Here is a 12830-nt window from a genome sequence, read left to right as displayed (position 1 = left end):
ACGAGGGCCTTCCGGGGCCGGTGGTGGATGTCGTGATCCACACCGGCCCCGGAAGGCCCTCACTCGTTCCAGCGCCCGGCGAGCGGGTCACCGGCGTCCCGGAGCGGCGTTCCTAGGCCCGCCCGGCCGTCTTCTGCGTCCTGCGGGTGACCGCGTCGATGACGACCGTCGCCAGCAGCACGCCACCGGTGATCATGTACTGCACCGGGGAGGCGATGCCCTCCAGCGCGAGGCCGTACTGGATCGAGATGATGACCATCACACCGAGCAGCGCGTCCCAGGTGCGGCCGCGGCCGCCGAAGAGGGACGTACCGCCGATCACGGCCGCGGCGATGACGTTCATCAGGAACTCACCGGTGCCCGCGCCCTGGTTGGCGGAGGCGATCTTCGAGGCGACGAAGAGACCGCCGATCGCGGCGAAGGTGCCGGCGATCGCGAAGACCGAGATCCGGACCAGGTCCACGTTGATGCCGGCGCGGCGGGACGCCTCGACGCTGCCGCCGAGCGCGAAGACCTTGCGGCCGTAGGCGGTGCGGCGCAGCACGAAGTCCGTGAGCAGCAGGACCGCGAGGAAGATCACCACGGCCAGCGGCAGGCCCTTGTACTGGTTGAAGACGATCGCCACGGCGAACGCCAGGACGGCGAGCAGCACGGTCCGCACGATGATCTCGTTGAGCGGCCGGGACGGCACACCGGCGGCCTCGCGGCGGCGGTTGTCGAAGAAGGCGGTGAGGAAGTACCCCGCGGTCACGACGATCGCCAGGCCGTAGGCGGCGGCCACGTCGGAGAAGTAGTAGCTGGTCAGCTGGGCGACCAGGCCCTCGGAGTCGAGGTTGATGGTGCCGTTGTCGCCCAGGATCTGCAGCATGAAGCCCTGCCAGAACAGCAGTCCGGCCAGCGTCACGGCGAAGGCCGGGACACCGATGCGGGCGAAGACGAAGCCGTGGATGGCTCCGGCCACGGTGCCGGTGAGGATGGCCAGCACCAGGGCCAGTACCTCGTTCATCCCGTGCGTGACGCTCAGCACCGCGAAGGTGGCGCCCGCGACACCGCTGACCGAGCCGACCGACAGGTCGATCTCGCCGAGCAGCAGGACGAAGACGATACCGACCGCGATCATGCCCGTGCCGACCATGGCGACCGACATGTCGGAGAAGTTGCCCGCGGTGAGGAAGTTGGAGTTCAGGCTGGTGAAGATGGCCCAGATGATCAGCAGGCCCACCACGACGGGGAGGGAGCCGAGGTCACCGGCCTTCGTCTTCCGCTTGAACTCGTTGACGTAGCCGGCGAGACCCTGCTCGCGCACGAGCAGCCGGGGGTCGACGGCGGCGACCGCCGCGGGGGCCGCCTCGGGGTTCTCCACGACGGGTTCCTCGGCGGGCGTCGTGGTCTTGTCGGTGCTCACTTCTTGATCTCCCCATTGGTGCGCGCCGCACGACGGGTCACGGCGTTGTCCGTGGCGCCCGTGATGGCGGAGATGATTTCTTCCTGCGAGGTCGACTTGACCTCGAACACACCGTTGTTGCGCCCGAGGCGCAGCACGGCGACCTTGTCCGCGACGGCCTTCACATCGGCCATGTTGTGGCTGATGAGGATGACCGCGTGGCCGCGCTCGCGCAGCCGCTCGACCAGGTCGAGGACCTGCGCGGTCTGCTCGACGCCGAGGGCGGCGGTGGGCTCGTCGAGGATCACCAGCTTGGGCTCGCCGAGCATGGACCGGGCGATGGCCACGACCTGGCGCTGACCACCGGAGAGCGAGGCGATCGGGATCCGGACGCTGGGAATGCGGATCGAGAGGGTGTCGAGGAGCTCGCGGGAGCGGCGCTCCATCTCCACCTCGTCCAGGACGCCGCGCTTGCGCAGCTCCCGGCCCAGGTAGAGGTTGCCGACGACATCGATGTTGTCGCACAGCGCGAGGTCCTGGTAGACCGTCGCGATGCCCAGGTTCTGGGCGTCGTGCGGCTTGCCGATCTGTACGGCCTTGCCCTCCCACTCGATGACGCCCTCATCGATGGGATGCACGCCGGCGATCGTCTTGACCAGCGTGGACTTTCCGGCGCCGTTGTCGCCCACCAGGGCGACCACTTCACCGGCGTGGACCTCAAGCTCTACGTCGGTGAGCGCCTGGACGGCACCGAACCGCTTGGAGACCCCGCGCAACGCCAGCACGGGCGTAGCGGACACGTGAACCATCTCCTTCGCCGCCTGACCCGGCGGAAGGTTGTGCAGAGAATTGGGGGGGGTGTTCCGTCCGGCGCCCCGCGTAGCTTGCGGGGCTGGTGTGTGCGGGGCGCCGGCGGAGCGCGTGGCAGTCGGTCCCGTACGGGGAGCCCGGATCGCGGACTCCCGCTCGGGTCACGGGACTTCGGGACTGCTTACTTCAGACCGATCTTGTCGCAGGCGGCCTTGTACTTGCCCGTGCAGATCTCCTGGACGGTGTAGACGCCGTCCTTGATCACGGTGTCGTTGATGTTCTCCTGGGTCAGCGAGACGACCGGGACGAGAACGGAGGGGACACCCTTGGTGGTCGGGCTGTCGACCTTGTCCTTGGCGATGGGGTCCAGCGACTTGCCCTGGGCGAGCGCGACGGCCATCTCCGCGGCGGCGGCGGCCTCCGGGCCGTACGGCTTGTAGACGCTCATGTACTGCTCACCGGTGACGATGCGCTGCACGCCCGCGAGTTCGGCGTCCTGGCCGGTGACCGGGATGTCCTTGAGGCCGGCGGCCTTCAGGGCGGTGATGATGCCGCCCGCCATGCCGTCGTTGGCGGAGTAGACGCCGACGATCTTCTTCTTGCCGAGGGCGGAGATGGCGCCCTCCATGTTGGCGTTGGCGTTCTCCGGCTTCCACTCCTTGGTGTCGTACTCGCGGCCGATCTTCACCTTGCCGTCGAGCACCTCGTGGGCGCCCTGCTTGAACTGGGCGGCGTTCGGGTCGGTGGAGGACCCGTTCATCATGACGATCTGGCCGTCCTTGGCCTTGTCGCCCAGCGCCTCGAGGAGGGCCTCACCCTGGGTCTTGCCCACGGTCACGTTGTCGAACGAGGTGTAGGCGTCGATCGGGCCCTGCGCCAGTCGGTCGTAGGCGACGACCGGGATGCCGGCGTCCTTGGCCTTCTGCACCGAGTTCTTGATGGCGGCGGCGTCCACCGCGTCCAGGATCAGCACGTCCACCTTGTTGGTGATCATCGTGTCGACCTGCTGGTTCTGCAGGGTGGCGTCCTGCTTGGCGTTGGCGTAGACGACCTCGCCCTTGTTGTTCGTCAGCTCCTTGACCTTCTTCTCGATCAAGGGCTTGTCGAACTTCTCGTACCGCGCGGTCTGGTTCTCCGGCAGGAGCAGACCGACCTTGATGGCGTCGCCCTTGCCCTTGGCAGCGGCGTCGCCGGAGTCCTTCTTGCCGTCCGACTCGGCGGCGTTGCCACAGGCGGCCAGCGAGACGGCCATCGCACCCGCGGCGATGGCGACGGCGGCACGACGCATACGCTTGTTCACTTCTTCAAACCTCCCTGACGAGGCCGCGTCGTTGCGGCCGAGGTGGATGGAAGTCAACTCGGCCGCATGTGCGACGTCAAGAAGTAAATCCTTAACGAGATGGCAACGGTGCCATCCGTTCTCTAAGTGAAGGCAGGAGTGGCCATCGCCGGCGACCCGGCGGCGGTGCCGTCAAGAAGGGTCGAATCGCCCATCTCGCTCAGCGCGAGGGCCAGTGCTCCGAGCACCTCCGCCCGGCCCCCCAGCGCCCCGGGGAGAACGGACAGTTGACGTGCCGCACTGGGGATCGCGTAACGGCCGACGGACTCCCGGATCGGCCCGAGCACCAGCTCACCGGCCTCGGCGAGGTCACCGCCCAGCACCACCCGGCTCGGGTTCAGCAGGTTGCAGAGGTTGGCGACCCCGCTGCCGATGTGGCGGCCGACGTCGGCGATCACCCTACGGCACCCCGGGTCGCCGTCCCGTGCCAGCCGCACCACGCCCTCCATCGTCAAGTCGCTCCCGTGGCTGGGCTGGAGCAGCGGCAGTACGTAGCGTGCGGCCGTGAAGGTCTCCAGGCAGCCGCGGTTGCCGCAGCGGCAGACGGGGCCGGACTCGTCGAGCGTGATGTGTCCGATCTCTCCCGCGGTGCCGCCGGGACCGCGGTAGATCTTCCCGCTGATCACCAGGCCCGCGCCGACGCCGCTCGCCACCTTGATGTACGCCAGGTCGCGCACCCCCCGGCCACTGCCCCAGACCAGCTCGCCGAGGGCGCCGAGGTTGGCGTCGTTGTCCACGTACACCGGTACGCCGAGCCGCCCCCGCAGCTCCTCGGCGGGCTTGGTGCCGGTCCACCCCGGCAGGATCGCGGTCGAGCCCAGGCTCCCGGACTCCACGTCGATCGGGCCGGGCACGCCGAGGCCGATCCCGGTGATCTTGGACCGGTCCACCCCGGTGGCCGCGATCAGCCGGTTGACCAGCTGTTCCGCCCGGTCGAAGCCCTGCGTCGAGGAGGCGTCCACGTCCAGGGGCTCGGACTCCTCGGCCAGCACCTGGTGGGCGAGGTTCCCGACCGCGACCCGCAGGTGCGTGTGCCCGAAGTCGACGCCGATGACGATGCCGGCGTCCCCGCTCAGCGAGACGCTGCGCGCCCGGCGCCCGCCCGCCGACGTGGGCGTGACCTCGACCGTCCCGCTGCCCTTCAGTTCCCGGACGATGTTGGAGACCGTCGCCGCGGACAGGCCCGTCGTCCTCGCGATCTCGGCCTGGGTGAGGGAACCCGCAAGACGTACTGCTCGGACGACCCGCTCCAGGTTGGCTCGGTGCAGCGACGACTGCGACCCCGGAGTCTCCACGACGACCTCCTGCGCGCGGGGCCGCTTCGACGAGACCCCGTTCATGTCCAACTAGTGAACTCTAAGCTGAGCTGTTCGTGTCGCCTCCCGTCAAGAGGTTGAACCGTTTCCGGGCACATCCGAGTACCCGGACACATACACGAACGCCGCCCCCGAAGGCGGGAGCGGCGTGTGCGGAAGCGGTTCCGGAGGGTTACTTCAGCGCCCCCGCGGTGAGGCCCTGCACCACCTGGCGCTGGAAGACGATGTACGCGGCGAGCACCGGGAGCATGGCCATCACCAGGCCCGCGAAGAGGCCGGACCAGTCCCCCTTGTAGCCCTGGCTGACGGCCAGCTGCACCAGGCCCTGGGTGAGGACGTGCTTGTCCTCGTCGGTGTTCAGCACGGTGGGCAGCATGTACTGGTTCCACTGCCCCAGGAAGTTGAAGATGCCCACGCTGATCAGGCCCGGCTTGGCCATCGGGAGCATGATCTGGAAGAACGTCCTGGTGTGCGAGGCCCCGTCCACGAAGGCGGCCTCCGCCACCGAGCTGGGCAGGGTCCGGAAGAACGCGGTGAGGAAGAACACCGTGAACGGCAGCGAATAGGCGATGTAGACCAGGATCAGCCCGTGGATCGTGTTCAGCAGTCCCATGTTGTTGACGACGTAGAACAGCGGGACCAGGGCGAGCATGATCGGGAAGCTCATGCCGCCGATGAACAGGTAGTAGATGAACCGGTTGCCCGGGAAGTCGAAGCGGGCGAGCACATAGGCCGCCATCGACCCCAGCACCAGCGTGCCGATGAGGGAACCCCCCACCACCAGCACGGTGTTGAGGAAGTAGTCGCTCATGTGGGCCTGGGTCCAGGCCCGCGACCAGTTGTCGAAGTGCAGCTTGTCCGGCAGCGACCAGGGCGAGCCGAAGATGGAGGCGTCGTCCTTGAAGGACGTCATCACCGCCCACACCAGCGGCATGACCACCATGATCGCCCAGATGACGAGGATCCCGTGCGAGAAGACGTTGAGGACGGTGCCCTCTTTCTTCTCCTTCGGGGGCGCGGCCGCCGGGACGCCGGTCTTGGTGAGGGCGGCGCCCGGCTCGGCGGGGACGGGAGGAGGCGTCTCGGTCGTCTTCATCGTTCAGTACTCCAGCCGCTCGCGCCGCCCCAGCCGCATCACGACGGCGGCGAAGGCCAGCGTGACGACGAGCAGGGCGACACCGATGGTGGTGGCATAGGCGGCCTGGCCGTCGCGGAAGGCCTTCTGGTACACGTACAGGACCAGGACCGTGGTCGAGTAGTCGGGACCGCCCGGGCCGGTCGTCATGATCTGTACGACTGCGAACGACTCGGCGCCCAGGGCGAGGATGCCCACGTAGACCCAGCCCGACTGCACGGTGTCCCACAGCAGCGGCAGGGTGACGCGGAAGAAGGTGGTGACCCGGTTGGCGCCGTCCAGCAGCGCGGCCTCGTACAGCTCCGCCGGGATGGACGCCATGCCCGCGGAGAAGAGGACCACGAAGAAGCCGACCGTGGACCAGACGAGCACCGCCATGACGGCCCACAGGGCGAGGTCGGGGTCGCCCAGCCAGAGCGGCTGGACCCCGTCGAGCCCGACCGCCCGCAGGACCGAGTTGATCGCACCGCTGTCCGGGTTGTACGCGAACGCGAACAACAGGGCGACGATCGCGATCGAGAGCACCTGCGGGAAGAAGTAGACGATCTTGTAGAAGGCGGAGCCGCGCACCCCGGAGATCACCGGACCGCCGCGCCGCCGCCGGCCGCCCACATTGATCATGAAGGCGAAGAAGAGGGCCAGACCGATCGTCACCACCGGCAGCAGCAGGGCGAACAGCAGGCTGTGCTGCAACGACTTCCAGAAGATGTCGTCGTCCAGCATCCGTTCGTAGTTGGCGAACCCCACCATCGTGAAATCGGGACTCAGGCCGGTCCAGTCGGTGAACGAGTAGTAGATCGACTGGATGAACGGCCAGATGACGAAGAGCGCGTACAGCCCCAGGGGAACCGTCAGGAACCCCACGATGAACCGGTACTTGCCGTGCTGCATTGCTACCGACCCCGTTCTGCGCGCGGGTGCCGCCGGGGTCCGCCCGGCGCGGACGCGCCGGACGGACCCCGGTGACGGGTCCTCACTGGTGCTTGTAGTGCTTGATCGACGAGTCCTTGGCCGTCTCGTCGGCGAAGCCCTGGATCTTCTTGATGGCCTCGGCCGGGGTGATGCGGCCGGCCATCATCTCGCCGAGCCCGGAGACACCGATCTTCTCCTTCTGCAGCTGCACGTACCAGTCCTGCAGGCGCGGGTTCACCACGTTGTCACCCGCCTTGTCCAACGCGGCGACACCGGCCTGCAGCCCGGGCGTGAGCTCGATGCCGTCGGTGCCGCCGTTGTACGCCGTCAGGGACTTCACCTTGCTGGTGAAGTTCTTCGAGGACGCCTCGCTGAGCATGATGCGCAGCTGCTCCATGCCGCCGGCGCCGTTCTTCGCCTTGGCCGGGACGATGAAGGGCTCGCCGCCGGAGGCCCAGATGGTGCCGAAGGGCAGCTTGTCGGAGGAGTCGAGACCGGTGGGGGCGGAGACGGCGAGGCCGAAGTCGGCGGGGATGACCTTCGCGGACTCGTTCTCCACCCAGGAGCCGTTCGGGAGGAACAGCGCCTTGCCCTGGGCCCAGGCGGTCTGGGACTGGATGTGGTCCAGGCCCGGGGTCCCCTTGAGGACGTATCCCTTCTTGTAGAGCTCGTAGTAGGCCTCGAAGCACGCCTTGACCGCCGGGTGCTTCCAGGCGTTCGGCTCGAGGTTGTCGATGGCGTCGAGCACCTCGCGGCCGCCGACCTTGCCGATCATCGGGTAGAGCGAGAAGGGGAGGTAGTACGGGTACTTGCCCGCGTACGTCCAGCCCGCCATGCCCTTCTTCTTGGCCTTCGCGCAGACCGCGAGCATCTGGTCCCAGGTCTCCGGGTACTGCTCGTCGAGCGAGTCCAGGGCCTTCTGCGAGTACCAGACGCCGTACACCGTGTAGGCGTAGTAGAGGATCCACACCTTCTCGCCGTCGAACTGGCCCATCTCCACGATGCCGGGGCGCAGGGTGTCCCGGACCTTCTTGCCCGGGTCGTCGTACGAGGGGGCGTCCAGCAGCGGGGTGAGGTCGGCGAGCTGGTTCTTGCCGACCAGTACGCCCATGTCCATCTGCTCGGCGCCGGAGTTGTCGATGAGGTCGGGCGGATTGCCCTGGTTGAACCGCGGCTGCAGGGTGGACTGGATCTTCTGGGTGGCGGAGAAATCGACCTTCGCCTTGGGGAAGTTCTTCTCGTAGACCTTCACGGCGTCCTCGGCGTACTCCTTGCCGAAACCGCCGTCGAACAGCACGAATTCCATCTGCGCGCCGTCATTGACGCCCAGCGGGTTCTTCGCGGTCTTCTTGCCCGCCTTGGCCTTCTCCTGGTCCTCCCCGCCCCCGCTGGCGCACGCGGACAGGAAACTCATCGTCGGTACGGACAACAGGCCGAGCGCGGCGGACCGCTTGATCAGAGCGCGGCGGCCGACGCCGGTGGTGCTCTTGTCGCCGGCGCCGGTGTTCTCGGCGGAAGTGGATCCCATGCTCAAGTCCTCGCCTTCTCCAGGACTCAGGCGGTGAACCGGATCCTTCCCGGCACCGCGTTCGGGTCAAGCTGGGTCGTGCAGGAAGTGCGGCCGTACGGGGTGCACCGGTGGCGCCGCGGCGCCGCGGGTGCGGGACGTTCCTCGTGGTACGCGTCGGTGACGATCGGGTGCTGTGAAGATGCCCCGGAGTGCCGACAGGTATAGTCCACTTCCCGCCAACGGAGCAAGATCGAATGCAAGGTTCCCCGCGGGTCTTTTCCGAGTTGAGACCTCACGGGAATACCAGCGGTCGGCGTGTCCCCCCGAAGGAGAAAACCTCGCCGCCGGGCCTGAATCCCGCATTCAACACCCTTGACACCAGAAGCCACTTGGACCACTACTGGTGCTTGCGCATCGAGGCTGACAACGTTGTCCAGCGCAGGGAGGGTGCTCGCGCATGCAGCACAGGGTTCGGCACGGATGGGGAACGGCGGTCGTCGCGGCGGCCGCCTTCGCTTTGGCCGCGGGCTCACCGGGAGTCGCGGTGGCGCTGCCCCAGGCGCCGCCGAAGGCGGACCGGGAGTTCGCCTCGTCGTTCGAGTCCGGGGACCCCGCTCCGGACTGGTTGAACACCGTCGACACCACACGCCGCGGCGGCAAACGCGCCTCGGGCGTCGACGGCGGGTACAGCACCGGCATTCCGGGCAACGTCACCGACCACGTCACGGACGTCCGCGCCAGCGCGGAGAACACCGGTGGCGGGGAGGTGAAGGAGAACCTCGTCGACGGCGAGCCCGGCACCAAGTGGCTGGCCTTCGCGCCCACCGGCTGGGTGGAGTTCGACCTGGACGCACCGGTCGAGACGGTCCGGTACGCGCTCACCTCGGCCAACGACCACGCCGAACGCGACCCGCGGGACTGGACCCTGAAGGGCTCCGCCGACGGCAAGGAGTGGAAGACCCTCGACACCCGTTCGGGCGAGTCCTTCGCGGAGCGGTTCCAGACGAAGACCTACGACCTCGACGCGTCGGCCGTCGCCGCCCACCGGCACTTCCGCCTCGAGTTCACGAAGAACCACGGCGGCGACATCATCCAGCTGGCCGACGTCCAGTTCTCCACCGGCGACAGCGAGGGACCCGTTCCGCAGGACATGCTCTCGCTGGTCGACCGCGGCCCGAGCGGATCGCCCACGGCCAAGGCGGGCGCCGGATTCACCGGAAAGCGTGCCCTGCGTTACGCCGGCCGGCACACCGCCGACGGGCGGGCGTACTCGTACAACAAGGTGTTCGACGTCCACGTGGCGGTCGACCGGAACACCCAATTGTCGTACCGGATCTTCCCCTCGATGGCCGACGGCGACCTCGACTACGACGCCACCCACGTCTCCGTGGACCTCGCCTTCACCGACGGCACCTACCTGAGCGACCTGCGCGCCACCGACCAGCACGGGTTCCCGCTGACCCCGCGGGGACAGGGCGCGTCGAAGGTCCTCTACGTCAACCAGTGGAACAACGTGGTCTCCCGGATCGGCTCGGTGGCCGCCGGCAGGACCGTCGACCGGATCCTGGTGGCGTACGACTCCCCCGAGGGCCCGGCGAAGTTCCGGGGCTGGCTGGACGACGTGGCGCTGCGGCGGGTGGCCCCCGAACGGCCCAGGGCCCACCTCTCCGACTACGCCGTGACGACCCGGGGCACCCACTCCAGCGGCGCCTTCTCGCGCGGCAACAACTTCCCCGCGACCGCCGTGCCGCACGGCTTCAACTTCTGGACCCCGGTGACCAACGCCGGTTCGCTGAGCTGGCTGTACGACTACGCGCGCGGCAACAACGCGGACAACCTGCCGACGATCCAGGCGTTCAGCGCGAGCCACGAGCCGAGCCCCTGGATGGGCGACCGGCAGACCTTCCAGGTGATGCCGTCCGTCGCCGGCGGCACCCCCGCCCTCGGGCGGGAGGAACGCGAACTGGCCTTCCGGCACGAGAACGAGACCGCCCGGCCGTACTACTACGGGGTGCGGTTCGAGAACGGCCTGAAGGCCGAGATGACGCCCACCGACCACGCGGCGGCGCTGCGCTTCACCTACCCCGGCGACGACGCGGCCGTGCTGTTCGACAACGTCACCGACCAGGCCGGGCTGACGCTCGACCGGGAGAACGGGACCGTAACCGGCTACTCGGACGTCAAGTCCGGGCTGTCCACCGGCGCGACCCGGCTGTTCGTGTACGGCGAGTTCGACAAGCCGGTGACGGAGGGCTCCGCGGAGGGCGTCAAGGGCTTCCTGCGGTTCGACGCCGGCGAGGACCGCACCGTGACGCTGCGCCTGGCCACCTCGCTGATCGGTGTCGACCAGGCGAAGGACAACCTGCGCCAGGAGCTGCCCCGCTCGCGGTCCTTCGAGTCGGTCAGGCGCAGCGCCCAGCGGCAGTGGGACGAGCTGCTCGGCAAGGTCGAGGTGGAGGGCGCCACGCCGGACCAGCTGACCACCCTCTACTCCAGCCTGTACCGGCTGTACCTCTACCCCAACTCGGGCTTCGAGAAGGTCGGCGGGACCTACAAGTACGCCTCCCCGTTCTCGAGGATGCCGCAGCCGGACACCCCGACGCACACCGGCGCCAGGATCGTGGACGGCAAGGTGTACGTGAACAACGGCTTCTGGGACACCTACCGGACCACCTGGCCGGCGTACTCCTTCCTGACCCCCTCCAAGGCCGGTGAGCTGGTCGACGGGTTCGTGCAGCACTACAAGGACGGCGGCTGGACCTCGCGCTGGTCCTCCCCCGGCTACGCCGACCTGATGACCGGCACCTCCTCGGACGTCGCGTTCGCGGACGCGTACGTCAAGGGCGTCGACTTCGACGCGGAGGCGGCGTACGACGCGGCGGTGAAGAACGCCACCGTGGTGCCCCCGTCCTCGGGCGTGGGCCGCAAGGGCATGGCGACCTCGCCGTTCCTCGGCTACACCGGCACCGAGACGCACGAGGGCCTGTCGTGGGCGCTGGAGGGCTACCTCAACGACTACGGCATCGCGAAGATGGGCGAGGCCCTCCACCGGAAGACGGGCGACAAGCGCTACCAGGAGGAATCGGCCTACTTCCTCGACCGCGCCCAGGACTACGTCAACCTCTTCGACTCCGAGGCCGGTTTCTTCCAGGGCAGGAACGCCGAGGGCGACTGGCGCGTGGAGTCCTCGAAGTACGACCCGCGCGTGTGGGGCCACGACTACACCGAGACCAACGGGTGGGGCTACGCCTTCACCGCCCCGCAGGACAGCCGCGGCCTGGCCAACCTCTACGGCGGCCGGGACGGCCTCGCGGACAAGCTCGACGAGTACCTGGCCACCCCGGAGACGGCCTCCCCGGAGTTCGTCGGCTCCTACGGCGGCGTCATCCACGAGATGACCGAGGCGCGGGACGTCCGGATGGGCATGTACGGGCACTCCAACCAGGTCGCCCACCACGCCCTGTACATGTACGACGCGGCCGGGCAGCCCTGGAAGACGCAGAAGAACGTGCGCGAGGTGCTGTCGCGGCTCTACACCGGCAGCGAGATCGGGCAGGGCTACCACGGCGACGAGGACAACGGCGAGCAGTCCGCCTGGTACCTGTTCTCCTCGCTCGGCTTCTACCCGCTGGTGATGGGCAGCGGCGAGTACGCCATCGGCTCCCCGCTGTTCAAGAAGGCGACCGTGCACCTGGAGAACGGCCGCGACCTGGTCGTCAAGGCGCCGAAGAACAGTGCGGAGAACGTCTACGTGCAGGGCCTGAAGGTCAACGGCAAGCGCTGGAACTCCACCGCGCTCCCCCACGCGCTGATCGCGAAGGGCGGCGTCCTGGAGTTCGACATGGGCCCGCGTCCGTCGGCGTGGGGCACGGGCGAGGACGCCGCCCCCGTGTCGATCACCCGGGACGACGAGGTGCCCACGCCCCGCAAGGACGCGCTGAAGGGCGGGGGCGCCCTGTTCGACGACACGTCGGCGACCGGCGCCACGGTGTCCACCGTGGAGCTGCCCGTCACCGGGGAGACGAAGGCGGTGCAGTACACGCTGACGTCCGCGGACCGCGCCGAGGCGCCCACGGGCTGGGTGCTGCAGGGATCGGCCGACGGGACGACGTGGAGGGACCTGGACGAGCGGGCGGAGGAGTCCTTCCGCTGGGACCGGCAGACCCGGGCCTTCTCGATCGCCGAGCCGAAGGCCTACGGCCACTACCGGCTGGTGCTGACCGGTGAGGCCGCGCTGACGGAGGTGGAGCTGCTGGGCTGACGCGTCCGAGGGCGCTGTGGCGGGGGTGGGTACGGGCCTGGCTCGAACCCGCCCCCGCCGTGCGTCTCCCCGGCACAACAGCTACCTCTCGCGTGTCCGGTGCCCCAGAATGGGGCGGACCGCCGGCGCGGGGCGCACGGCGGGCGGTACGCCCACGGCGGGG

8 protein-coding genes are annotated in these 12830 nt (G+C 68.6%); 1 reads left to right on the top strand and 7 read right to left on the bottom strand.

Annotated elements, in window-relative coordinates; genetic code table 11:
* Positions 1-112: 112 nt before the first annotated feature.
* The 7 genes from CP969_RS28990 to ngcE form a co-directional block, all read right to left on the bottom strand.
* A complete protein-coding gene (locus tag CP969_RS28990) occupies positions 113-1405 on the bottom strand; it encodes a sugar ABC transporter permease (protein WP_016824231.1) in 1293 nt (430 codons plus the stop codon).
* Positions 1402-2193: an ATP-binding cassette domain-containing protein gene (locus CP969_RS28985; RefSeq protein ID WP_039830834.1), complete on the bottom strand. Its 792-nt coding sequence runs from the start codon at positions 2191-2193 to the stop codon at positions 1402-1404. Before CP969_RS28985 ends, CP969_RS28990 begins: the two co-directional genes overlap by 4 nt.
* A gap of 182 nt (positions 2194-2375) precedes the next feature.
* A complete protein-coding gene (locus tag CP969_RS28980) occupies positions 2376-3482 on the bottom strand; it encodes a substrate-binding domain-containing protein (RefSeq protein ID WP_016824233.1) in 1107 nt (368 codons plus the stop codon).
* Between the two features lie 134 nt (positions 3483-3616).
* Complete coding sequence (locus CP969_RS28975; RefSeq protein ID WP_004982042.1) at positions 3617-4828, bottom strand: ROK family transcriptional regulator; 1212 nt, start codon at positions 4826-4828, stop codon at positions 3617-3619.
* Positions 4829-5021: 193 nt separating this feature from the next.
* On the bottom strand, positions 5022-5945 hold the full coding sequence (locus CP969_RS28970) for a carbohydrate ABC transporter permease (protein WP_004982043.1): 924 nt from the start codon (positions 5943-5945) through the stop codon (positions 5022-5024).
* Positions 5946-5948: 3 nt separating this feature from the next.
* Positions 5949-6875, bottom strand: coding sequence for a carbohydrate ABC transporter permease (locus CP969_RS28965; RefSeq protein WP_004982045.1), 927 nt, complete (start codon positions 6873-6875; stop codon positions 5949-5951).
* A gap of 82 nt (positions 6876-6957) precedes the next feature.
* Entirely contained in the window at positions 6958-8424 is a 1467-nt protein-coding gene (gene ngcE, locus CP969_RS28960; RefSeq protein WP_004982047.1) for an N-acetylglucosamine/diacetylchitobiose ABC transporter substrate-binding protein, read from the bottom strand.
* Positions 8425-8863: 439 nt separating this feature from the next.
* On the opposite strand from ngcE, the gene CP969_RS28955 reads away from it, so the two are divergent.
* Positions 8864-12667 carry a GH92 family glycosyl hydrolase gene (locus CP969_RS28955; RefSeq protein ID WP_078495341.1) on the top strand — a complete coding sequence of 1268 codons (3804 nt, stop codon included), beginning with the start codon at positions 8864-8866 and terminating at the stop codon, positions 12665-12667.
* Positions 12668-12830: the final 163 nt, after the last annotated feature.

The organism is Streptomyces viridosporus T7A (assembly GCF_008704515.1).
GTDB classification, from domain to species: domain Bacteria; phylum Actinomycetota; class Actinomycetes; order Streptomycetales; family Streptomycetaceae; genus Streptomyces; species Streptomyces viridosporus.
Note: the sequence above shows the minus strand (reverse complement) of the source record. Positions and strands in the feature narration are given on the sequence as shown.

What these genes read in the sequence shown, in the direction of transcription:
- CP969_RS28955 (WP_078495341.1), top strand. Translation starts at nt 8,864, where the DNA reads ATGCAGCACAGGGTTCGGCACGGATGGGGAACGGCGGTCGTCGCGGCG.
- ngcE (WP_004982047.1), bottom strand. Translation starts at nt 8,424, where the DNA reads ATGGGATCCACTTCCGCCGAGAACACCGGCGCCGGCGACAAGAGCACC.
- CP969_RS28980 (WP_016824233.1), bottom strand. Translation starts at nt 3,482, where the DNA reads ATGCGTCGTGCCGCCGTCGCCATCGCCGCGGGTGCGATGGCCGTCTCG.
- CP969_RS28985 (WP_039830834.1), bottom strand. Translation starts at nt 2,193, where the DNA reads ATGGTTCACGTGTCCGCTACGCCCGTGCTGGCGTTGCGCGGGGTCTCC.
- CP969_RS28965 (WP_004982045.1), bottom strand. Translation starts at nt 6,875, where the DNA reads ATGCAGCACGGCAAGTACCGGTTCATCGTGGGGTTCCTGACGGTTCCC.
- CP969_RS28970 (WP_004982043.1), bottom strand. Translation starts at nt 5,945, where the DNA reads ATGAAGACGACCGAGACGCCTCCTCCCGTCCCCGCCGAGCCGGGCGCC.